This is a genomic window from Sneathiella limimaris (genome assembly GCF_012932565.1).
Lineage (GTDB): Bacteria > Pseudomonadota > Alphaproteobacteria > Sneathiellales > Sneathiellaceae > Sneathiella > Sneathiella limimaris.
Map to the genome: position 1 here is coordinate 561,804 of NZ_JABBYJ010000001.1, position 21,638 is coordinate 583,441.

The window sequence follows — 21,638 nt, forward strand, 5'->3', positions numbered from 1 at the left end:
CCTTTAAGAACTGCTATACTTACTTAGACCATTCCGGCTTCGGAATGACTACGGAAGAGGCACCATCCCGAGAAGACGGCGAAACCGCAGCAAAGGCACCGTTTTGCCACTGACCTGTCCACCAAAGCTTTCGAAGCTGATTGTCTTCCAGTTTGATTTTTCCAAGGATAGTGTCGAACTCACCGGTTGAAATTTCCTTGGCAACAGCCTCACGGTCCAATCCAACCCGCTCAATCGCTTGCTGGAGTGTTTGAAGGCTTGCATAAGTCACACTGCTAGCCCAAGAGTCAGGTGGGTTAGTCGTCGCAGCTGCGTGACGAGCCGCATAGTCCTTGAAACTCTGACTGTTTGGATCAATTCCACCAAGGCTCATGACACCATCAACGTCAGGTCCCATGATTTTTGTAAAGACGGGAAAGCCAACTCCAACACCCAAATACATAACCTTGGGGTTAAAACCTAAGACCTTTGCCTGCTTTGACATTCCAAAGGTTCCTGGAGGATACGAAAAGGCGACAAATGTATCCGCCCCAGAGGACTTTGCCTCTGTCAGCAAGGAATTAAAATCTTTTGTGCCCAATGGGTAGGTCTTGTCGAATACGAGCTCTAATCCGGCCTCTTTAAAAGCTGGACGCGCTGATTTAATCAAATCGATACCAAAACCATCTGCAACAGAGACAACGGCAACCTTGTTGTTGATCTGCCCATCTTTGTTTGCTTTACCCAAGATTTCAGCCAAAGCTTCGGAATAGTCGCTGCCGCCACCCAGGAACCAGAAACTCTTTTTCCATCTTTTGACAAATTTTGGAGCCATATCCGTCACAGCTGTGACAGCTAATTGAGGATACCCAAACTTGTCCATCAAGGGCGCAATCGCCAGATTAAAGCCCGTACCCCACGGCGGCAGAATAAAGTCCACTTTGTCCTGAACCGCGAGGCGCTCAACCGCGCGAACCGCTTCTTCAGATGATGACCGATCATCATATTCAATGACCTCAATCATCTTCCGACTTCCATCAGGCAGCTTCAATCCACCTGCTTCGTTGACGTCTTTTACCCACAAGATATAATTCGGAATTGTTGTAATTCCGGCACCTGCAGAATTCGGACCTGTTTTGGAAACTGCATAACCGATACGTACCGTATCAGCACTTGCAGTAGATTGACCCGTCATCAAGGTTGTTGCCGCTGTAACCGCAGCCGCCGCGAACAAAGCTGTTCGCAGAACTCTCCTTCTGTCCTTCATTATTCCCTCCCAAAGTTACCTGGTTTCAGCAAAGAGGCTGCCCAAGGCATATCGTTTTTAGGTAATGAACAGAGTAGTGAAGGAAGCGCAGCTTAAAAATAGACTAAATGCGGAAAAAATTGTACTTTTGACGGAATGTAAGGACGGTTAAGCGGTAAAGGTTGCATAAAATGACGGCACAAAAACAGCTTTCGACCCCCATTTGGGAAAATGTTGAAGCCGAAATCCTGCAAAGTAGCCTGACCCAGACCGAATATGTTATTCGCGGCGGAAGATCCCATCTGTTCCTCCTGCTTGCAGGTCAGGCAACCCTGCATATGGAAGAAACAATAAACGAGATCCAGGCTCCCATTTTTGTATGGGTTCCCCAAGGAGTTTCCTCCAAATTTGCCATCAAGGCTGGTACAAGAGGAATGGTTGTCAGCATCCCAGAGTTACAGCTTGGGGTCTCACTCCCATCTGGATCCCTTGGCGTTGATGTGAGAGCAGCACTGGCTGAGCCAATCATTAAAAAGCCTGATCCCGGATCAACTGTGAAACAGCTGCAAATACTCACTGATACAATCCATGAAGAGCTTTATAACAACGCACCCGCAACCCAAGATGTCGTTAGATATAATCTCACCTTGCTTCTTATCCAAATTTGGCGAGCAAGCTCGACCGAAATAACCCGCTCCACATCCATTCCAAGGTCAATTTTCCAGAATTTTGTATCTTTAGTGGAATTACACATCACTGATCATTGGACTGTTACTGCTTATGCAGATCATATCGGTGTCACTAAAGATCGTCTAACATCAGCCGTACAAAGAGCAACCGGTCGATCTCCCTTGGCAGAGATCCATCGTAAACTCTTTCAAGAGGCTGAAATGCAACTTCTCACGTCGCCCCAACAGATTTCAGAGATTGCCTATAAGTTGGGGTTTAAGGATGCAGCCTATTTCAATCGCTTCTTCCGAAAACATGCTGGCATGTCGCCCGGCCAATTTAGAACTAAAAAGCAGGAACAAATTCCACCGAAAACATTCGCTGCCTGGCCGTAAAACCAAAAAAGCCCCGCCAAATCAATGGCAAGGCTTTTTGAAAATTTGGAGCGGGCGATGAGATTCGAACTCACGACCCTAACCTTGGCAAGGTTATGCTCTACCCCTGAGCTACGCCCGCTTCGCGTGCAACCATCGTTGCGAGGCGGGATAATAGCTATCTTGATCCCGATTGCAAGCCCGATTTTAAAAAAATGTCATTTTATTTTCAGCTTGGCTCAAAACCCCGTAAATCGTTATTCTCAAGGGCAAATTATCTAAATCTGGGAGCCATTTTATGCCTGCAACCCCCGAAATCCTCTTCCAGAAGTTGGAAGAACTGGGAATCAAGACCGAAACTCATCATCATGACCCGGTTTTCACCGTGGAGGAGGCTCAGCAGGTTTCAAGAACCTTATCAGGTGGGCACAGCAAAAACCTGTTTCTAAAAGACAAGAAAGGCGACATTTATCTTCTCGTATGTCTAGAGGATACAAAAGTCGACTTAAAGGAACTGCGAAAAAAAATAGGAGCCAAGAACCTGAGCTTTGGAAAACCAGATTTGTTAATGGAGCTTTTGGGGGTTACTCCAGGATCTGTCACGCCCTTCGCTTTAATCAATGATAAGGACGCTAGCGTCAAAGTTTTGCTGGATTCAGAAATGGAAAAGGAAGAGTTTTTGAACTTTCACCCCTTGATAAATTCGCAAACGACGCAAATTTCATTGAAGGACCTTAAACTTTTCATTGAGGCCACAGGACATGAGGTTACGTTTGTTAGCTTGTAAAAATGGGAAAATAGACCCTGCGAACCCTTAACAGACGCGTGTAAACCTGTTATCCACTCTGCATTGCGCAGAACCGCGTGAACAATTGATATAGTAACTTGGGCTGAAAAAGATCTGATGAACATGCAAATTGACGCAGCGGCAGCCGGCGCCGGAAATTGGGTAAAGGACGGAACAACGGAAAGCTTTACCAATGACGTGGTAGCAGCTAGCCAAGAAAAATTGGTTCTTGTGGATTTATGGGCACCATGGTGCGGCCCCTGCAAACAGCTCGGTCCGGTTTTGGAGAAAGTTGTGAATTCGGCAGGTGGAGCCGTTGAGCTTGTAAAAATTGACATCGACCAGAACCCGCAGATCGCACAAGCACTTCGCGTGCAAAGTATTCCTGCTGTCTTCGCCTTTAAAAATGGGCAGCCCGTTGATGCCTTTATGGGCGCGCTACCAGAAAGTCAGCTAAAAGAGTTTATCGAGAAAAATCTCGGGGGAGAAATTGGCCCCTCCCCGGTTGAGGCCGCGCTTGAAGCTGGCATCGCTGCCTTGGAGGAAGATGATACCGAGACCGCACTTGCCGCCTTTGTCCAAGTTCTGGAAGCAGAACCCGAACATGTAGAAGCCAAGGCGTATCTTGCTCGGGTTTATGTCAAGCTTGGAGAGACAGAAGCCGCTCAAACCCTGTTAGATACCCTCTCTGAGAAAGACAAATTAACCGCTGTCGTTTCTGCAAGCCAGGCAGCTCTGGACATTGCACTCAATGCCACAGATCAAGGCGAGTTGGCTGAACTGGAAGCAAAAGCAGCCAACAATCCCGACGACCTGCAAGCTGCTCTAGACTTTGCGAAAGCTCTGATCAGCGCCGGAAAATATGAGACGGGAGGAGAGACGCTTCTCGCGCTCATTAAAAAAGACCCAGAATGGAATGAAGGCGCGGCACGCCAAGAGCTCTTAAAGATGTTTGAAGTTCTTGGACCCATGCACGACCTATCCAAACGGTTTCGCAGACAACTATCAGCCGCGTTATTCTCATGAGTGATCAAGGCCCATCAGGTTTGGAGGAACTACCGGCAGTTTTGCCGATCTTCCCGCTTACCGGGGCCTTGTTACTGACAACCGGTCAATTACCCTTGAACGTGTTTGAGCCTCGATACATGGATCTGGTTCGTGACGTCATGGAAGGCCATCGGGTTATTGGGATTATCCAACCAAAGGTGCCCAATGATCCTGCGCATGAACCTGATTTATACTCCATCGGATGTGCTGGCAAAATCTGTGAGTTTTCTGAACATCCAAGTGGTATTTACCAAATTACGCTGGAAGGGATATGCCGCTTTCAGGTTCAGCAAGAAATTCCTGAACGAACAACTCTTTATCGGCAAGTTGTTGCAGATTATGACCGTTTCAACCATGACCGTATGCCATGCTCTGGAAGAGGTATCGACAGAAATGCACTTCAAGCCGTACTAAAACACTTCCTCGAGCTGGAAAATGAAGAAGCGGATTGGGAAATGCTTAATCATCTGGAGGATGATAACTTGATTAACTCCCTGTCCATGATCTGCCCCTTTTCCCCCGCCGAGAAACAGGCCTTACTGGAAGCTGAAAATGTACCGGATCGTTGCAAATTGTTGATTGATTTGCTGACCATGATGATGCAACAAAGCAGTACGAACAAAACTCTTCAGTAAGACCATATCAAGGAGCACTCTTTCTGTGTCCGAGACTGAAAACAAACAATCCGAAAATTCGGTTATTGATCCTAAATTACTGGAAATTCTGGTCTGCCCCTTGACCAAAACCACATTGACATATGATCGAGACTCAAATGAGCTCATCAGTGATAAAGCGGGACTGGCCTTTCCAATTCGCAACGGTATCCCGATAATGCTGGTAGACGAAGCCCGCCGGATCGACGATTAACGGATACGGCTCTCATGGATCTTTATGATAAAGCAGGGCGTCCTCGCCCAACTGAAGTGCGGCTGAAAAAAGCCGACAAAAGACTGCATGTTACCTTCAGTGATGGAAAATCTTTCGAATACCCAGCTGAGCTATTGCGCGTTGAAAGCCCCTCAGCAGAAGTTCAGGGGCATAGTCCCTCGCAGAAACAGCTCGTAGCAGGTCGTCGGCATGTCGGCATCATGTCACTCGAACCGGTCGGAAACTATGCCGTCCGGCTTAATTTTGATGACCTTCATGACACTGGCATCTTTTCCTGGGATTTTCTCTATACCCTGGGCCTAACACAAGATGATGTTTGGGAGAATTATCTTAACAGCCTCGAAAAAGCCGGATTGAGTCGCGACCCCTGATCTTTAAAGGGGCTTTCCCTCCAGTAACCTTGGCAAAACCCCGACAGTCCCGCGCGCATGCTCCATAAAAAATCCTTTTAGTCCCGGCATCTTATTGACTGCAGCCATTCCCACATCTCGGGCAAGGCGTACCGGCTCAAGATCTGTTGTAAATAACCGGTTCAACCCATCTGTGATGGCCAGTAATGTCAAACTATCAAAACGCCGCCAACGCTGATACTTTTCAAGAACACTTGGGCTCCCTGGATCCAGTCCAAGGCGAGCAGCATCAATAATTACCTCCGCAAGGGCTGCAACATCGCGGAGTCCCAGATTAAGGCCTTGCCCTGCAATGGGATGCATACCGTGCGCCGCATCCCCGACCAGTGCAAGACGCTCCGCTACATAACTATCCGCTTGATGAAGGGCCAATGGATAGCTCCAACGAGGTCCCACCACTTCCAGCTTACCAAGATAAGTTCCAAAACGACGTGCCATGGCGGCTTGGAATTCCTCTGGATCCAGCGCCATGATTTTTTTCGCAGTTTCCGTGCTTTCAGTCCAAACAAGAGAGGATCGATTGCCAGTCATCGGCAATATTGCAAACGGCCCTGGGTTCAGGAAACGTTCCTGAGCGACGCCTTGATGGGGATATTCATGCTTAACTGTGCAAACAATCCCGTTTTGAGTATAAGACCAGCCAACCTTACCAATGCCAGCCATCTCCCTTATAGGAGACCCCCGGCCGTCAGCTGCAACCAACAGGCGCGTGGATATTTGGCGCCCATCTTTCAGCCGAACTTGAACACCATCGCTTTGCCGATCAATTTCATCATATTCGACAGGCGCCAGCAATGTAAGATTATCGAGTTCTGCAGCTCGAGCTTGCAACGCAACTCTTAAGTGCCGGTTTTCAACCATATGTCCAAACGGCTCATCGCCAAGCTGGCGATGATCATAATGCAGGAAGAGCTTAGAAGGTCCATCGGTTATACGGATATCAAGCATAGGCTCTTTTTCAGCCACATGGTCCCAAACGCCGATTGACCGAAACAAGTTTCTTGAGGCGTGTGCAATTGCAGAAACCCTGCCATCAAATGTTTCAACAGTTGTATCTTTCAGGCTTTCACGCTCAAGTACAACCACGTCCAGGCCAGCATCCGCCAGAGCAATTGCCAGCGGCAGGCCATTTAATCCACCTCCGACAATCAGGATATCTGCGGTTATGTCTTTACGGGTCTGGTTTTTAACCATAGCATCAACTCACTATCTATTGCTTGCCCAACGGCATAACAGGACCTTATCAGAATGACCAAAGAATGGCACCACCTTAGCGCTCTTGAGTTAGGACGCAAGATAGAACAACAGGAAATCGATCCTGTTGATTTAACGCAATATTTTTTGGATCGGATCAAAAAAAACGATCCTGATCACAAAATTTTTGTACGTCTAACTGAAGAGAGAGCTTTGACAGAAGCCAAAGCCGCCTCTCACAGAGCCAAAACCAAAACACGCCGTAGCCCACTTGATGGTGTCCCGATATCTTGGAAAGACCTTTTTGATACAGCCGGCATAAAGACTGAAGCTGGTACGCAGCTTTTGGAAGGCAGAGTTCCAGAAGAAGATGCTGAATGTCTGAAACGTGCAACACTGGCAGGCCTTGTCTGCCTTGGAAAAACAAATATGCCAGACCTTGCCTTTTCGGGGCTGGGAAATAATCCGTGGACCGGAACCGGGGCCAACCCTTTTGATACAGAGGTTGAACGTGTACCCGGGGGCTCCTCTTCTGGCGCAGCACTGTCTGTACATCATGGTTTGGCTCCGGCAGCCATTGGTTCAGATACTGCAGGTTCTGTTCGCATTCCAGCAGCTTGGTGCGGCATCAAGGGCTTAAAAACAACCCATGGGTTGATTTCCCTGAAAGGATCGGTTCCCTTATCCCCCGCCCAAGATACTGTGGGGCCGCTAACCACCAATTTCGGCGACGCCAATATCCTTTGCAGTATAATGAGCGGTAAGCCTGCCGCTGATCTAACAGGCGTCAGTTTGAAGGGATGCCGCATTCTGAAAGCAACTACGGTTTTTGAAGATCTGGTTATCCCAGAATTCAAAACAGTTATTGATCAAGCCTTAACCAAACTAGCAGCCGCAGGAGCTGAGATTGTGGAAGGACCGGTACCTGCGTTTAAAGACGTCCTAAATCTCTGTAATCAACATGGCTATCCCGGAATGCTGGAAGGTTATGCGTTGTGGGGAGACTTGATCCGGGAAAAACCTGATCGTATCTATTCCGCAATTGGAAAACGGTTCCTTGCAGGAGAAAAATTCTCGGCTGAAGATGTTTTAAAACTCCAGTTTGGGCTTGAAAAGCTTCATGCAGAGTATCTGGAACAAGTTAAAGGGTTTGATCTTGTTGTAGGGGCAACCCAGCCCGACATTCCGCCAGAACTTGATAAGCTGTATGAAGATGACGATTTTTATATTGAGAAAGCTCTTATGTCGATCAGCCTTACCCGTTTAGCCAATCTGCTGGGTCTTTGCGCAACAACACAACCCGCAGGCTTTGCTGGTAAGTTTCCCGTGGGCCTGATGCTTATGGCATTACCTTTCCAGGAAAACAAACTTCTGCGCCTTTCTGAGGCAGTGGATATCGTCCTATCTGAAAATATGCACAAAAAATAGCCAAATACGCGCAAATGACTAAATATTGTGCAGTATATTTTTTTTCTGCTGCACAATTTTTAATCTCAAATTGGCTAAATCGCTGGTTTTTAAGAAAAAATTAACTCATTTCTCAAGTTGGCACGGGTCTTGAAATGGGGAGGTCGTGCTGGGCGTCAAGCCCTTACACTCAGATCAGCCTGAGAGGTGAAGTTAAATGAAACTAATAATGGCTATAATTAAGCCGTTCAAACTGGACGATGTACGCGATGCGCTGACAGCCATCGGGATAGACGGCTTAACGGCAACCGAAGTTAAAGGCTTTGGGCGTCAAAAAGGGCATACAGAGATCTATCGCGGTGCCGAATACGCGATCTCATTCCTTCCGAAAATCAAAATTGAATTGGCCGTGAAAGATGACCTGGTTGAACAGGCAGTAGAGACCATCAAAGAAACGGCAAAGACTGGTCAAATCGGTGACGGCAAGATTTTTGTCTATGACCTGAACAATGTGATCCGGATTAGAACCGGTGAAACAGATGCAGATGCCCTCTAGGAGAGTTTCCATGCGAGATTTTAAAGTAAACAAGAAAACACTGGCCTTCAGTGCGGCCGTGTTAGCAATGGTTCCGGGGGTGGCAAATGCAGCCGTTGATCCGGAAACCGCTTATATTTTCAACTCATTTTCATTCATCCTGAACGGCGCGTTGGTAATGTGGATGGCTGCAGGCTTTGCAATGCTTGAAGCAGGTCTGGTTCGGAAAAAGAACACAGCAACCATCTGCCTGAAAAACATCGCGCTATACTCAATTGCAGGCCTGACTTTCTACCTTGTCGGCTACAACCTGATGTATATGGACGTAACTGGCTTTATCGGAAGCTTCAGCCCTTTCTGGGGTCCAGATGACGCTGATGCGCTGGCTGGCACTTTCGCCGACGGCGGTTACTCAGCTTCTTCTGACTGGTTCTTCCAGATGGTATTCGTGGCAACAGCTGCTTCTATCGTTTCTGGTGCCGTTGCAGAGCGTATCAAGCTATGGCCGTTCTTGGCTTTCGTATTCCTGCTGACCGCAATCATTTACCCAATCCAGGGCTCATGGGTCTGGGGCGGCGGCTGGCTCTCAGAAATGGGCTTCAGTGACTATGCTGGCTCTACTCTGGTTCACTCCGTTGGTGGCTGGGCTGCTTTGACAGGCGCAATCATCTTGGGTGCCCGTAAAGGCAAGTATAGCGCAGACGGCAAAGTACAACCAATTCCAGGCGCGAACCTTCCGCTAGCCACTCTTGGAACTTTCATCCTGTGGCTTGGTTGGTTCGGCTTTAACGGTGGTTCCGTGCTTGCGCTGGGCTCTGCTTCAGCAGTTATCGAAATGGCAAACGTTTTCGCCAATACAAATATGGCGGCAGTCGGTGGCGTTCTTTCCGCGATGATCCTGACACAGATCCTCTACAAAAAAGTGGACCTGACAATGGCTCTGAACGGTGCAATCGCTGGTCTGGTTTCCATTACAGCTGAACCTGCTGATCCATCAATCGGCCTTTCAATCATCATCGGTGCAGTCGGTGGTGCCTTGGTAGTCTTCGCAGTTCCACTGCTCGACAAGCTAAAAATCGACGACGTTGTCGGCGCCATTTCTGCTCACCTTGTTGCAGGTATCTGGGGAACACTCGCGGTTGCTATCTCTGATGCTGACGCAACATTCGTTGTTCAAGCTACTGGCATTGTTGCCATCGGTGTCTTTGTTATCATCACAAGCACAATCCTGTGGTTGCTCCTGAAATACACTGTCGGTATTCGGGCAGACGAAGAAGACGAAGCCAATGGCCTGGACAAAGCTGAACTTGGCTTGGAAGCCTACCCTGAATTTGGACCTTCCAGCTAAATGTAACTGACAGCAGGCAGATATATCCCTCATTTTATCTGCCTGCAAAAGTGACAATTGCCCAAATTTTCATCTGTAGATGAATATATTTTGGGCAATTGTTTTATTTTTAGCGCCCTTATTTTCATCAAACGCCCCAAAAATCAGCACTTCCAACACTGGCACGGTCTTTGATTAAAAGATGCCATAGCAGACAAACCTCCAGAATATTGGAGGTTTTGCTGTATGAGGGAAAAATGACAGGTTCATCGAAGAAAACCTAATCAAAACATGGAGTGTGTGAAATGGCCGCGACAACTACAGGCACAGATGTCCTGTTTATTCTGCTGGGCGCAATCATGGTTTTTGCCATGCATGCGGGATTTGCTTTTCTGGAGGTCGGAACAGTCCGACGAAAAAACCAGGTCAATGCCCTAATTAAAATCCTGGTGGACTTTGCGGTTTCAACCATCTGTTATTTCTTTGTCGGATACAGCGTCGCTTATGGCATTGATTTCTTGGTCAATGCAGCAGTTCTCTCGGGTACCGCAACAGCAGAGGGTTATAGCTTTGCCAGTAATGGCTATGATCTGGTCAAGTTTTTCTTCCTTTTGACATTTGCTGCGGCCATCCCGGCAATTATTTCAGGCGGCATTGCTGAACGAGCTAAGTTTTGGCCTCAACTCATGGCGACGGCTGTGCTTACCGCACTTGCCTACCCTTTCTTTGAAGGCATCATCTGGAATGGAAATTTCGGACTACAAGATTGGCTTGAAGCAACCTTTGGTGCAACCTTCCATGATTTTGCCGGCTCTATTGTCGTTCATGGTGTAGGGGGCTGGATTGCGCTTGGTGCTGTCCTACTTCTGGGTGCACGATTAGGACGCTACAAAAAGGATGGCCGCGTAATTGGTATTCCGCCCTCCAATATTCCCTTCCTTGCCCTTGGGTCCTGGATCTTGTGTATCGGCTGGTTCGGATTCAACGTGATGAGTGCGCAAGCAATCGACGGTATTTCTGGCCTTGTCGCCTTAAACTCTTTGATGGCAATGGTTGGGGGAATCCTCGCCGCTTTGGTAGTTGGAAAAAACGACCCAGGCTTCGTTCACAACGGCGCTCTAGCTGGTTTGGTCGCTGTTTGCGCCGGCTCGGATGTGATGCATCCTCTAGGTTCACTCCTCACAGGACTTGTTGCTGGGGGCTTGTTTGTCTATGCATTTACTGTTTGCCAAAACCGCTTCAAAATTGATGACGTTTTAGGCGTCTGGCCATTGCACGGTTTATGTGGGCTCTGGGGTGGCTTAGCGGCCGGTATTTTCGGAGCTGAGGCGCTCGGTGGACTAGGTGGTGTCAGCTTTACTGTTCAACTCATTGTCAGTGTTGCGGGCTGTCTCTATGCCCTAGTTGCTGGTTTGATTGTTTATGGTGTCTTGAAGATGACAACTGGTATTCGCCTGGACGAACAATCCGAGTTTGACGGAGCCGATTTGAGCATCCACAAAATTGGCGCTTATCCAGAAGAAGACCTCAAATAACCGAATTTATGTTAAATCTCAGTGATCACATTTTTGTGATCACTGCCCTATACCCTGGTCTTATGGTTTATTCTATTAGTATTAGTCTTATTTAAAGAACAAAATTAGAACACGAAGGATTTTGGCGGGTGAATCCACAGTAGGTTAGATTTATTCTAAAACTATTATAGAATTTTATACAAAAGATATTCGCCTATTAGTGTTATCTGTTTTTGTTTTGTACCCCTTCCAAATAGCAGCATTTTCTGCTTGCATTTTTTCCCATAAAATTCGCAAAAACAGCTACAGTGAGTCGGGACACACAGAAAAAGGGTGAAATATTCCTCTTTGCATGGCACAAATCAGGCTAGTCCAATAATTTTGCTTTTGCTGCGGATAAACAAAAATGAACCCTGACCTCTCCGGTTTAAGAAACTCGCCTTTTGTTGCCCTGCGCACCCTTCTGGATCCATTGGAACCAGTGAAAGGGCTTAAACCGTTGGCATTAACTATTGGTGAGCCACAAAACCAACCGCCCCAATTTATGAAAGATGTTCTTCAAACCACAGATAATCTCTATGGAAAGTATCCACCAGTGGATGGAACACCGGAACTTCGGGAGGCAATAACAGGCTGGCTAAACCGCAGGTATAACCTGAAAGAGGGGATGATCGACCCCTCACGGCACATCACCCCGGTTAATGGTACAAAAGAAGCCTTATATATGCTCGCGCAGATCGTTACCAATCGGCAGGGGAAATCTGGCCAAAAGCCTGCAATTCTTATCCCTAACCCCTATTATCACGTCTACCACGCTGCGGCTGTGATGGCTGGTGCTGAGCCGGTATTCCTGAATGCAACACTGGAAAACAACTTTTTCCCGGATCTTGAGACGTTAGATGAAGAGCTGCTGGAGCGGACAGAGGCTTTCTATCTTTGCAGCCCCTCAAACCCGCAAGGCACAGTTGCCGGAAGGGCTTATCTTGAAAAGGCCCTGCAACTTGCCCGCAAACATGATTTCATGCTGATCATGGACGAATGCTATGCAGAGATTTATGACAAGGACCAACCGGAAGGTATTCTTCAGGTTTTGCAAGATCTGGGAGGGGATCTGTCCAACGTCATGGCCTTTCATTCTCTCTCCAAACGCTCCAGTGCAGCTGGTCTTCGCTCCGGCTTTATCGTCGGTGAAGAGGTGACCACCAAAACTCTAATCAACTTACGAAATTTTGCAGGTGCAGCCTCACCGCTTCCAGTGTGCGCTGCCTCAGCTGCCCTTTGGAATGACGATAGCCATGTGATCGAAAATCGTAAACTTTATCAAACCAATATTGATATCGCTGAACGCCATCTAGGAAACCGCTTCGACTTTTATCGGCCACCAGGAGGTTTCTTTCTCTGGCTCAACGTTGGAAATGGAGTAGAAGCGACAAAAAAACTTTGGACAGAAGCGGCCGTTAGGGTTTTACCGGGGGAATATCTCAGCGGAACAACAGCGGACGGAATTAATCCAGGTTTTGAATATATTCGCGTGGCATTGGTGTTCGATCCGGATATGATGGACGAAGCATTGTCCCGCATGGCCAACTGTTTATAGAAATTGGATATGAATTTAAAAGGTTCTGGTACTAAAACTGTATCTCTTTTACCAACCGGAAGTACTGATTTCCTGACCCGTCTTGCCTTTAAACTCTTTGGTTTAGGCTTGACTTTGGTTGCCCTACTAGCAGCCATTACACTGGTCTCTTACGATGCAGGCGATCCCAATTTTAATCACGCAACAGATGCTTCAGCTTCTAATTGGCTAGGAGTACCGGGCGCTCATATCGCAGATTTGCTTCTGCAGACAATTGGGCTTGCTTCAATCGGCCTCATCCTTGGACTGCTTGCCTGGGCGTGGCGAATTGGGACACGTAAGGGCCTGAAATGGGGTTGGGTTCATGTTGCTTTGATGCCTTTTGCAATTTCCGCGCTTGCCTCCGCGATCACCGCAGTACCGGTTCCGGAAAACTGGCCTTTAAATGCGGGGTTTGGCGGCATCGTTGGAGAGGTGATCTACAACAACCTCATGGTGCTGTTTCAAACCATCGGCACACCTGTTCCAGGCTTTGCCCTAGCAATAGTGCTGGCTGTCATTGCAGGGGTACTCCTTGTTCTAGCCTATGCCCTTCCACTGCAGGAATGGATGGCTATGGGTCGCGGTGTTGCCAAAGGTGGACAAACTTTGGTACGAGCTTCTGCCTCTTTAAAAGGGCTGAAATTCAGAAAACAAATCGACGATGAAGATGATGACGTTCTTGATCTTGCGGAAACAACGCCAGCAAAACCAAAGAAAAGAGTAAAGTCCAAAGCTAAGGTCGCGACCCCAGAGTCAGCTGAACCAGCAAAGGAAACCAGGATCGAAACAAGAAAGGCAGCCGTAAAAACAGGCAAACGAGTAGCTGCTGAAAAACAAACGGCTTTGGATCTTGGTCCATCTGATATTTACCAACTGCCACCGCTCAGTCTCCTGGCCTTGCAAGACACTAAACTGGTGAATAAGCCACTCAGTGAAGAGGCCTTGCAGAACAATGCCCGCCTTTTGGAGGGAGTTCTCGATGACTACGGGATCAAAGGTGAGATTACCAGGGTTCGTCCAGGCCCGGTTGTCACACTATATGAGCTTGAACCCGCACCGGGTCTGAAAAGCAGCAGGGTTATTGGACTTGCCGATGACATCGCCCGCTCCATGAGCGCCGTCTCCACGCGTATCGCTGTAATCCCTGGACGCAACGCGATTGGTATTGAACTACCAAACCAGCGCCGTGAAACTGTTTATTTGCGGGAACTGCTGTCAACCGCCGCATATGAAAGCACAAATTCCAAGCTGACCCTGGCTCTTGGCAAAGACATCGGCGGTGATCCAGTCGTCGCTGATCTAGCACGCATGCCACATCTATTGATTGCGGGTACAACAGGTTCTGGTAAGTCCGTCGCCGTCAACACCATGATCCTCAGCCTTTTGTATCGTCTTCCGCCAGAGCAATGCCGGTTCATCATGATCGATCCCAAAATGCTGGAACTCTCTGTGTATGATGGTATCCCGCATCTTCTGGCGCCCGTGGTGACTGAACCTGCAAAAGCGGTGAGCGCCCTTAAATGGGCCGTAAAAGAAATGGAACAGCGCTACCGCAAAATGGCCGAGCTTGGGGTTCGTAATATCGATGGATATAACCAGCGAATTCGAGAAGCCGCTAAACGGGGTGAGGAAATCAAGCGTACCGTGCAGACGGGATTTGATGCCACAACAGGTGAGCCCATCTTCGAGGAAAGGCCGCTAGATACTGAACCACTTCCCATGATCGTGATTATCGTGGATGAGATGGCTGATTTGATGATTGTGGCGGGCAAGGACATTGAAGCTCTGGTACAACGACTAGCTCAGATGGCGAGGGCGGCAGGCCTGCACGTGATTATGGCGACACAGCGCCCATCCGTTGATGTGATCACCGGTACCATCAAAGCTAACTTCCCAACCCGGATCAGCTTCCAGGTCACGTCGAAAATTGACAGTCGAACCGTTCTGGGCGAACAAGGTGCTGAACAGCTACTTGGTCAGGGTGATATGCTCTTTATGCCTGGCGCAGGCAGAGTGCAACGTGTCCATGGGCCTTTTGTCTCAGATGAAGAAGTAGAACAGGTTGTTGCCTTCCTAAAAGAACAAGGGGCACCGGCCTATGTGGATGAAGTCACTGAAGAAAGTGAGATGGACATTCCAGGCCTTGAAGGTGGCTCAGGCAGCAGTGGCGGCAAATCTGATGATGCTCTTTACGATCAAGCAGTTGCGCTTGTTTGCAGGGAGCGAAAAGCATCCACAAGTTTTGTGCAAAGGCATCTACAAATCGGCTATAACCGAGCGGCCCGGATCATTGATCAAATGGAAAAAGAAGGGGTAATTAGTTCGGCCAACCATGTCGGAAAACGAGAAGTCCTCGCCCGCAATATTGAGGATCCTTACAACTAACCGAACAGTTCTCCTTGGTTTTGACAAACTCTGCTCTTATGTGGAAAGTGAAGCTTCAACCTCAACACGAGATTGCAACGGAAACTGATTTATGCGTTCACTTTTAATCACCCTCGGGCTTGTACTGATATCCTTTCAAGTCTCTGCGGCCGAAACAAAACCTCTCTCTGATGCAGATCGAGAAAGTATCGCGCGCGTAGAATCCTATCTGAATGACATCACAACAATGCAGGCCAACTTCTTGCAAGTGAACGCTGAGGGACAAATTGCCCGAGGAACAGTCATGATCAATCGACCCGGCCGGGCTCGATTTGAATATTTACCGCCTGCGCAAATCTTGGTTGTAGCTGACGGAACCTGGTTGGTTTTTCATGATAAAGAGCTTGAAGAAACAAATAGGCTTCCCCTCTATTCCACACCAATTTCAGTAATCCTTCGAAAAGATGTCCGGCTTGAAGGCGAAGTCACTGTGACTTCTGTTGAAAAAGACGGTGGAATTCTGCGTGTCAATATTATCGACACTGATGAACCGGAACAGGGTGGGCTGACACTTGTCTTTACGCAACGTCCGTTTGAACTTAGAAAATGGCTTGTTACTGACGCCCAAGGAAGCACAACAAGCGTTACCATTTCTGACGTAGAGGAAGGAGTGCAATTCAAGCCAGAACTCTTTGTGTTTCGCGACCCTTTCTATGAGTAATCCGTTTTTATTGCGAATGATTCATGATAAGCACTTTGCTCGAAACGCCTAGCAGGACTTATGCATTCAATGACCAACGACTATGACGACGATTTTGAAGATCAGCCAGATATTGAAGAATATCCGACCCTGGTCTCTGTGGTGCGATTTAACAAACTCTTGCCATCCGTAAACTGGTTTCGATCTGTTGGTCTCCCTTTTGGGGCCGCGACTCAGCGGACAGCAGAATTTTATGTAGAAACTCTGGGCTTTCCAGGAACCATGATTGCCCCCATTACGGACTGGGAAGAGGCATCTTATGCTGCCGCAAACCCCGACTGGAACTCCAGCTGGTGGGAAACCGAAGAACAGCTTCGGGCAGCCTTGACCATGGATGCTCTTGAATTGATGAGCGAAGAAGACCTGAACATGGCCCTTACTCATATCTCGGCAACCGCATCCCCTTTGGTTCAAAATGCAGTGGAAGCACTGGCAGAAGACGAAGGTATCAATGACGAAGAATTAATTCGGGCTGCAATTGGTTCCGCCATTCAAACCTGCCATCAGGCTGCACTTGTCCTTGCCGCAGGTGAAGAAGATACCCATCCCTTCGCCCTCAAATATAAATTGTTCGAACTGGGGCGTTGGCCTATTGCTATCACCGGAAATAGCTTTAACCTGTTCTGACAAACTTACCCCTGAACCTTGGAAAACTTATGCGTCTTGTTACCTGGAATATCAACTCCGTTCGTGCCCGGTTGGCACATGTCGATCATTTGGTTGCTACCCATAACCCGGATGTGATCTGCCTTCAGGAAACCAAAGTCACAGACAACGAATTTCCCGTTAAAAATTTTAATAAGCTGGGCTATGAGCATCAGGCGATTGCAGGTCAGAAAAGCTATAACGGTGTCGCGATATTCTCAAAGTTTTCATTTAAAACGCTGGATATGCCGCTCTGGTGCGATAAGGATGACAAACGTCATATCGCCGTTGAGTTTGAAAATGGAACCGTTCTTCATAACTTCTACATTCCGGCTGGCGGAGATATTCCGGATGTGGAACAAAATGATAAATTTGCCCACAAGCTTGATTTTATTACAGAAGTCACGGACTGGTTCACAAATCTCAAGCATCAAAGCAATAAATTTATCTTGGTCGGAGACTTAAATATTGCTCCGCTGGAAACGGATGTGTGGAGTCATAAACAACTTTTGAAAGTAGTCAGTCATACGCCGATTGAAGTTGAGCATATGGATCGAATGCAAGCTTCCCATGACTGGATTGATGCCATGCGGCAAGTGGTTCCAGCATCGGAGCCACTCTTTAGCTGGTGGAGTTATCGTGCCCGAGATTGGCTGAAATCTAACAAAGGCCGGCGACTGGATCACATATGGATCACTCCGGCCCTGGATGGCACCGTAAAATCTATGACGGTTGACCTTGAGGCCAGGGGTCTCGAAAAACCCTCAGATCATGCGCCGGTTATTATGGATTTTGACCTGAAACCCTGAAACTCAAATTCAGACATTTTCAGGAGAGCCCAGCTTACCCTCAAACTGCCAATGATGCTGCCCATCACGGTGAGACCTTTGTTTCGCTTCATACATCATGGCATCAGCTTTTTTGATCAGCTCTTCAGGCTCTTCAAAATGGGTTGGTCCCACCTGGATTACTCCCATACTAAAGGTCACCGGATAAGAACAACGTTGATCAAAATCCTTACACAATCGTCTGAGAGGCGCTTCAATGTCTTTCAGACAAATACGCGGCATGATGACACAAAACTCATCACCGCCATATCGAGCAGGCACATCAACAGCTCTTGTCACTGATGCAAGGCATTTCCCAACCTTTTCCAGGACATCATCCCCCGCATGGTGACCATGTAAGTCATTGACAGATTTGAAATTATTCAAATCCAGATATATCAAAACGAAAGAGAGTTTGTGCCTTTCTGCCACATTGCACTCATGCTTTAAGTAATCGTACAAAGCCCGTCGATTGTGCAATCCTGTGACAGCATCTTTCTGAGCCCGTTCATGCATTCGGGCAAACATACTATCCAGTTTTATTCCAACTTGAGAGGCATACTTTTCCACCTCCCGTGTCGCGAGCTGCATCTCGGTTACGTAAGATTCTACATAAGCATCAAAAACGAGTTCAGCATCAAATAGAAGGGCTTTGCTCAACGACTCTTTGATCGGCTCGGGTTAAGACACACAATCCTCCAACACCCGGTCCAACAGCGTGTGAAGTTCTGTGTATGCGGTCATGTAAAGCTTCGGCCGTACATCCAGTCGTTTATGGACCTTGCCAATGCGAAGTCGCGTGTTCACATAGACCTGATCAAAGTTACCCGAAAACAACGACTTGATGTAGGTGTGCATATACCCTTTCAGACGGGTCAAGGTATCCGCATCGCCAATAATGGCAGAGATTTCCTGATCCCTGAGTTGAAACGCATAATACTCTTCAACGATATCGGGCAATTTCTCAACCACCAGATTCTCTACTGAGGCAAGATTTCGGCAATCTTCGTCGGTTAGGTTCAAAACATGAAGGCGCCGGGCAATTTCACGTGAGGAAGTACCCATTTGATTGGTCAGTGGCTGATCCGGGCTTGTAGTATCATAGCTCATGCTATGGGTTCTAAATTATAGGTTTCTGTAAAACAATTCTGCAAAAAGACCTATACCCTTAAGGAACTATCCCTTTTGAGATATGCTTTGCCCTTATCTAACCGGCTACTTAAGCTTTACGATAAATATGGTATCGACCAGGAGCGACATTCTCTGGAAGTGGTTGAGCTTCCCACCCCTCAACCTCCTGCGGCTGGTCACTCACCACATAAGCACCTCTATGCAGAAGCTGATCTAAATAGACACTCATCTGGGCAGCCAGTTTCAGACTGGCCTCCTTGTCGCCAGTTCCAATATCACAATGAGCGAGACGAACAGATCTTCCAATTCGATCCTTTGCTGTTGGAAGAGTCTCAAGTACATCTCCCAAAATCAAATGTTCATCATCGGGTATGCAGTCGGGATGTGCATTAACTTTACGCTCAAACACATATATGTCTTCCGCACCAAATAGGCTTCGCAAATGATCATAGGTTCGACCATTTCCGAGCCCAAATTCCAGAATACTGCCTTCCGTTCCCTTCAGATCTTCAGCAACCTGGTTTAAGCAATCGCGCTGGGCGCTGACCCGCCGAATAAAACTATCTAGTCGACTCATACTTTTTTTCTTCCTGTCTCCAGCTCATCCCGAGAAATTTGCCACTCCTGCCTGACGGCTTCATCTGGCTCTTTGCCATATTCCCGATCATACAGCTGTTGAAACCGCTTAATTGAGATCAGTTGCCCAAGCGCCCAGACAGCCGCCACTCGTACAATGGGTGACACATCCTGAAGATGCAACTCCAAATCTTTAACAGCGTGATCTAGACCGCTATTTCCAAGAGCAATAATGACGTTGCGCACAAATCGGTTACGACCTAACCGCTTAACAGGTGATCCTCTGAACAGTTCCCGAAAGCTGGGATCATCCAATCGCACCAAATCTATCAAATCAGGAGCATTGAGTTCTTCCTTCGCCCAAAAAGCCATCTCTGAAGCTTCGCTCGCAAATTTGTTCCAGGGACATGCAGCAAGACAATCGTCACATCCATAAATCCTGTTCCCGAGAGCAGGTCTCAGATGACGAGGTATATGATCTCGGGTCTCAATTGTCAGGTAGGATATGCAACGGGAAGCATCCAACTGGTAGGGGGCGGTAAAAGCCTGGGTTGGGCAGGCCTCAAGACAAGCTGTACAATTCCCACAACTCCCTGTTTCTGCTGCGTCCGGTGCAATTTCAGCTGTGGTCAAAATGACGCCCAAAAACAACCAGGAACCAAATTCTCGACTGAGCAAGTTGGTATGCTTACCCTGCCACCCCAAACCAGCAGCCTGAGCTAGCGGTTTTTCCATAACGGGTGCCGTATCGACAAAAACTTTTACGTCACCACCGATAGTCGCAACCATATGACGCGCAATTCGTTTCAGACGTTTCTTGATAACATCATGATAGTCCTTACCCCGCGCATAGACAGAGATAATTCCTTTATCAGCATGGTCAGCCAGCACTCTAGGATCAGTATGCGGACCATAATTCAAGCCAAGCACCAAGGCTGACTGTGCTTCAGGCCATAAGTTTTTGGGGTTTTTGCGCCAGGTTTTCCGGTTTTCCAGCCAATCCATATCACCATGATATCCAGCTGCCAAGAAAGCCTCTAATCGCTCTCCCGGAAGTTTACCAAGATCTGCAGACGCCACTTTCACAACATCAAACCCCTGATCCAGTGCAAACTGGATCAGATCACTTTTTTCCTGTTGGGAGAGTTGAGCCATTAGGCTGCCCTAGAAGTCAAGATCCGCATAATGTTTAGGCGCTGGCATGCCTGGTAAGTTATCAGCCAATAAAGGCCTGAATGTCGGCCGTGACTTAATTCGAGAATACCAGATTTTCGCTCCTGGATGCTGGTCCCAAGGGACGTCACCCAAATAATCAACCGCTGAAATCTGAGCTGCGGCTGATATATCTGCGAGGGTAAAGTCCTCACCGGCCAACCAATTCCGACGCTCGGTCAGATATTCAATATAATCCAGATGATAATGAATATTGTGGTGCCCAGCCCGAATAGCAGATGTATTTGGGGTTCCTGTCCGCATCAAGCGTTTCAGAATCTTCTCTTCAACCAAATTTTCGGTCACTTCGCTCCGAAACTTATGATCAAACCAAGCTACTAATCGGCGGGTTTCTGCTTTTTCCAGCGTATCCTCTGGTAACAGCCGCACATCCTGATAAGTGTCCTCGAGATACTCAACAATGGCCTGACAATTCGACAGGATAGCACCATTTTCATCCTTCAGGACAGGTACATCACCCGCGGGATTTAACGCAAGAAATTCGTCTCTCTGCTCCCAAGGTTTTTCCACCTCAAGGTCGTATTTCAGGCCCTTTTCGTTCAGGACCAATCGCACTTTGCGAGAGGCAGGAGATATCCAGAAATGATAGAGTTTACGCATGGCAGGCACAATACCGCAGACAAGGTGTTTGGAGAAGGAATTTGTCTGACTTTAATCAGCCTAGCCTGAATTTTTCAAGGCCGAAAAACCACGACTTGGTCTCGTAAGATCAAACCGTGTTTCCAGCCTTTGACCTACATTAAACTCTAGTGAAACTCACGCATGCGGTATTTATCACTGCATTTCAGCAAACGAACGCATTCTTCCCGCACCCGTGAAAACATCTCAGCGACATGTAACTTGCCAGCCAGATCCATTTTGCTGACAACCTTTTCAGCTTCAAAAGGCGCATCCCCGCCATAGATCAAGATAAACCGTCGGGCCGCCCACATCACATCTTCAAACTGAATGATAGGGTCTTCAAACCGATCGAGATCCTCTTGAGACGCTTGTGAAATGGATTGGGGCATCTGATGCATTGCGTATATCTCCGTAATAACAATTCATATGTTATTTGAAGAGAAGCAAAAGCCGGGCCAATCTCACAAACTTTTATACCACAAGATA

Annotated in this window: 23 protein-coding genes and 1 tRNA gene; 15 read left to right on the forward strand and 9 right to left on the reverse strand. The window is 47.7% G+C overall.

Features of this window, described 5'->3' with window-relative positions; genetic code table 11:
• Positions 1-19: 19 nt before the first annotated feature.
• Positions 20-1,246: an amino acid ABC transporter substrate-binding protein gene (locus tag HH301_RS02605; RefSeq protein WP_169566516.1), complete on the reverse strand. Its 1,227-nt coding sequence runs from the start codon at positions 1,244-1,246 to the stop codon at positions 20-22.
• Positions 1,247-1,416: 170 nt separating this feature from the next.
• On the opposite strand from HH301_RS02605, the gene HH301_RS02610 reads away from it, so the two are divergent.
• The gene (locus HH301_RS02610) at positions 1,417-2,289 is read left to right on the forward strand and encodes a helix-turn-helix domain-containing protein (RefSeq protein WP_169566517.1); all 873 of its coding nucleotides are present in this window, start codon (positions 1,417-1,419) and stop codon (positions 2,287-2,289) included.
• A gap of 46 nt (positions 2,290-2,335) precedes the next feature.
• On the opposite strand, the gene HH301_RS02615 is transcribed toward HH301_RS02610, so the two are convergent.
• A tRNA-Gly gene (locus HH301_RS02615) sits at positions 2,336-2,410 on the reverse strand.
• A gap of 156 nt (positions 2,411-2,566) precedes the next feature.
• On the opposite strand from HH301_RS02615, the gene HH301_RS02620 reads away from it, so the two are divergent.
• From HH301_RS02620 to HH301_RS02640, 5 genes are all read left to right on the forward strand, one after another.
• Positions 2,567-3,055 carry a prolyl-tRNA synthetase associated domain-containing protein gene (locus HH301_RS02620; RefSeq protein ID WP_169566518.1) on the forward strand — a complete coding sequence of 163 codons (489 nt, stop codon included), beginning with the start codon at positions 2,567-2,569 and terminating at the stop codon, positions 3,053-3,055.
• Between the two features lie 117 nt (positions 3,056-3,172).
• Complete coding sequence (trxA, locus tag HH301_RS02625; RefSeq protein ID WP_169566519.1) at positions 3,173-4,081, forward strand: thioredoxin; 909 nt, start codon at positions 3,173-3,175, stop codon at positions 4,079-4,081.
• Entirely contained in the window at positions 4,078-4,737 is a 660-nt protein-coding gene (locus HH301_RS02630; RefSeq protein ID WP_169566520.1) for an LON peptidase substrate-binding domain-containing protein, read from the forward strand. The genes trxA and HH301_RS02630 overlap by 4 nt, the downstream gene beginning before the upstream one ends.
• 25 nt (positions 4,738-4,762) lie before the next feature.
• Positions 4,763-4,969, forward strand: a complete 207-nt coding sequence (locus HH301_RS02635) for a Trm112 family protein (protein WP_169566521.1) — start codon at positions 4,763-4,765, stop codon at positions 4,967-4,969.
• A gap of 14 nt (positions 4,970-4,983) precedes the next feature.
• On the forward strand, positions 4,984-5,361 hold the full coding sequence (locus tag HH301_RS02640; RefSeq protein ID WP_169566522.1) for a gamma-butyrobetaine hydroxylase family protein: 378 nt from the start codon (positions 4,984-4,986) through the stop codon (positions 5,359-5,361).
• Positions 5,362-5,364: 3 nt separating this feature from the next.
• Here HH301_RS02640 and HH301_RS02645 read toward each other — a convergent pair whose 3' ends face one another.
• The gene (locus HH301_RS02645) at positions 5,365-6,594 is read right to left on the reverse strand and encodes a UbiH/UbiF/VisC/COQ6 family ubiquinone biosynthesis hydroxylase (protein WP_169566523.1); all 1,230 of its coding nucleotides are present in this window, start codon (positions 6,592-6,594) and stop codon (positions 5,365-5,367) included.
• Between the two features lie 54 nt (positions 6,595-6,648).
• On the opposite strand from HH301_RS02645, the gene HH301_RS02650 reads away from it, so the two are divergent.
• The 9 genes from HH301_RS02650 to xth all read left to right on the forward strand — a co-directional run bounded on the left by HH301_RS02650 (position 6,649) and on the right by xth (position 17,573).
• Positions 6,649-8,022: an amidase gene (locus HH301_RS02650; protein ID WP_169566524.1), complete on the forward strand. Its 1,374-nt coding sequence runs from the start codon at positions 6,649-6,651 to the stop codon at positions 8,020-8,022.
• A gap of 196 nt (positions 8,023-8,218) precedes the next feature.
• On the forward strand, positions 8,219-8,557 hold the full coding sequence (locus HH301_RS02655; protein WP_169566525.1) for a P-II family nitrogen regulator: 339 nt from the start codon (positions 8,219-8,221) through the stop codon (positions 8,555-8,557).
• Between the two features lie 10 nt (positions 8,558-8,567).
• On the forward strand, positions 8,568-9,884 hold the full coding sequence (locus HH301_RS02660) for an ammonium transporter (RefSeq protein WP_169566526.1): 1,317 nt from the start codon (positions 8,568-8,570) through the stop codon (positions 9,882-9,884).
• A gap of 284 nt (positions 9,885-10,168) precedes the next feature.
• Positions 10,169-11,398: an ammonium transporter gene (locus tag HH301_RS02665; RefSeq protein ID WP_169566527.1), complete on the forward strand. Its 1,230-nt coding sequence runs from the start codon at positions 10,169-10,171 to the stop codon at positions 11,396-11,398.
• Positions 11,399-11,783: 385 nt separating this feature from the next.
• Positions 11,784-12,974 carry an aminotransferase class I/II-fold pyridoxal phosphate-dependent enzyme gene (locus HH301_RS02670; RefSeq protein WP_169566528.1) on the forward strand — a complete coding sequence of 397 codons (1,191 nt, stop codon included), beginning with the start codon at positions 11,784-11,786 and terminating at the stop codon, positions 12,972-12,974.
• Positions 12,975-12,983: 9 nt separating this feature from the next.
• Entirely contained in the window at positions 12,984-15,380 is a 2,397-nt protein-coding gene (locus HH301_RS02675; protein WP_169566529.1) for a DNA translocase FtsK, read from the forward strand.
• Positions 15,381-15,471: 91 nt separating this feature from the next.
• On the forward strand, positions 15,472-16,080 hold the full coding sequence (locus HH301_RS02680) for a LolA family protein (protein WP_169566530.1): 609 nt from the start codon (positions 15,472-15,474) through the stop codon (positions 16,078-16,080).
• Positions 16,081-16,149: 69 nt separating this feature from the next.
• A complete protein-coding gene (locus HH301_RS02685) occupies positions 16,150-16,746 on the forward strand; it encodes a hypothetical protein (RefSeq protein ID WP_169566531.1) in 597 nt (198 codons plus the stop codon).
• A 29-nt stretch (positions 16,747-16,775) separates the two neighbouring features.
• Positions 16,776-17,573: an exodeoxyribonuclease III gene (xth, locus tag HH301_RS02690; RefSeq protein WP_169566532.1), complete on the forward strand. Its 798-nt coding sequence runs from the start codon at positions 16,776-16,778 to the stop codon at positions 17,571-17,573.
• Positions 17,574-17,582: 9 nt separating this feature from the next.
• Here xth and HH301_RS02695 read toward each other — a convergent pair whose 3' ends face one another.
• The 6 genes from HH301_RS02695 to HH301_RS02720 form a co-directional block, all read right to left on the reverse strand.
• Entirely contained in the window at positions 17,583-18,251 is a 669-nt protein-coding gene (locus tag HH301_RS02695) for a GGDEF domain-containing protein (protein ID WP_169566533.1), read from the reverse strand.
• Positions 18,252-18,272: 21 nt separating this feature from the next.
• Positions 18,273-18,701, reverse strand: a complete 429-nt coding sequence (locus HH301_RS02700) for a protoglobin domain-containing protein (RefSeq protein WP_169566534.1) — start codon at positions 18,699-18,701, stop codon at positions 18,273-18,275.
• A 109-nt stretch (positions 18,702-18,810) separates the two neighbouring features.
• Positions 18,811-19,299, reverse strand: coding sequence for a class I SAM-dependent methyltransferase (locus HH301_RS02705; protein ID WP_169566535.1), 489 nt, complete (start codon positions 19,297-19,299; stop codon positions 18,811-18,813).
• A complete protein-coding gene (gene queG / locus HH301_RS02710) occupies positions 19,296-20,453 on the reverse strand; it encodes a tRNA epoxyqueuosine(34) reductase QueG (RefSeq protein WP_169566536.1) in 1,158 nt (385 codons plus the stop codon). Before queG ends, HH301_RS02705 begins: the two co-directional genes overlap by 4 nt.
• 9 nt (positions 20,454-20,462) lie before the next feature.
• Complete coding sequence (locus HH301_RS02715) at positions 20,463-21,131, reverse strand: glutathione S-transferase family protein (protein WP_169566537.1); 669 nt, start codon at positions 21,129-21,131, stop codon at positions 20,463-20,465.
• A gap of 146 nt (positions 21,132-21,277) precedes the next feature.
• On the reverse strand, positions 21,278-21,550 hold the full coding sequence (locus HH301_RS02720) for a hypothetical protein (RefSeq protein ID WP_169566538.1): 273 nt from the start codon (positions 21,548-21,550) through the stop codon (positions 21,278-21,280).
• Positions 21,551-21,638 lie beyond the last annotated feature (88 nt).

Coding starts and splice junctions, on each gene's coding strand:
- HH301_RS02605 (WP_169566516.1), bottom strand. CDS start 1,246: ATGAAGGACAGAAGGAGAGTTCTGCGAACAGCTTTGTTCGCGGCGGCT.
- HH301_RS02610 (WP_169566517.1), top strand. CDS start 1,417: ATGACGGCACAAAAACAGCTTTCGACCCCCATTTGGGAAAATGTTGAA.
- HH301_RS02620 (WP_169566518.1), top strand. CDS start 2,567: ATGCCTGCAACCCCCGAAATCCTCTTCCAGAAGTTGGAAGAACTGGGA.
- trxA (WP_169566519.1), top strand. CDS start 3,173: ATGAACATGCAAATTGACGCAGCGGCAGCCGGCGCCGGAAATTGGGTA.
- HH301_RS02630 (WP_169566520.1), top strand. CDS start 4,078: ATGAGTGATCAAGGCCCATCAGGTTTGGAGGAACTACCGGCAGTTTTG.
- HH301_RS02640 (WP_169566522.1), top strand. CDS start 4,984: ATGGATCTTTATGATAAAGCAGGGCGTCCTCGCCCAACTGAAGTGCGG.
- HH301_RS02645 (WP_169566523.1), bottom strand. CDS start 6,594: ATGGTTAAAAACCAGACCCGTAAAGACATAACCGCAGATATCCTGATT.
- HH301_RS02650 (WP_169566524.1), top strand. CDS start 6,649: ATGACCAAAGAATGGCACCACCTTAGCGCTCTTGAGTTAGGACGCAAG.
- HH301_RS02655 (WP_169566525.1), top strand. CDS start 8,219: ATGAAACTAATAATGGCTATAATTAAGCCGTTCAAACTGGACGATGTA.
- HH301_RS02660 (WP_169566526.1), top strand. CDS start 8,568: ATGCGAGATTTTAAAGTAAACAAGAAAACACTGGCCTTCAGTGCGGCC.
- HH301_RS02665 (WP_169566527.1), top strand. CDS start 10,169: ATGGCCGCGACAACTACAGGCACAGATGTCCTGTTTATTCTGCTGGGC.
- HH301_RS02670 (WP_169566528.1), top strand. CDS start 11,784: ATGAACCCTGACCTCTCCGGTTTAAGAAACTCGCCTTTTGTTGCCCTG.
- HH301_RS02675 (WP_169566529.1), top strand. CDS start 12,984: ATGAATTTAAAAGGTTCTGGTACTAAAACTGTATCTCTTTTACCAACC.
- HH301_RS02680 (WP_169566530.1), top strand. CDS start 15,472: ATGCGTTCACTTTTAATCACCCTCGGGCTTGTACTGATATCCTTTCAA.
- HH301_RS02685 (WP_169566531.1), top strand. CDS start 16,150: ATGACCAACGACTATGACGACGATTTTGAAGATCAGCCAGATATTGAA.
- xth (WP_169566532.1), top strand. CDS start 16,776: ATGCGTCTTGTTACCTGGAATATCAACTCCGTTCGTGCCCGGTTGGCA.
- HH301_RS02700 (WP_169566534.1), bottom strand. CDS start 18,701: ATGAGCTATGATACTACAAGCCCGGATCAGCCACTGACCAATCAAATG.
- HH301_RS02705 (WP_169566535.1), bottom strand. CDS start 19,299: ATGAGTCGACTAGATAGTTTTATTCGGCGGGTCAGCGCCCAGCGCGAT.
- queG (WP_169566536.1), bottom strand. CDS start 20,453: ATGGCTCAACTCTCCCAACAGGAAAAAAGTGATCTGATCCAGTTTGCA.
- HH301_RS02715 (WP_169566537.1), bottom strand. CDS start 21,131: ATGCGTAAACTCTATCATTTCTGGATATCTCCTGCCTCTCGCAAAGTG.
- HH301_RS02720 (WP_169566538.1), bottom strand. CDS start 21,550: ATGCATCAGATGCCCCAATCCATTTCACAAGCGTCTCAAGAGGATCTC.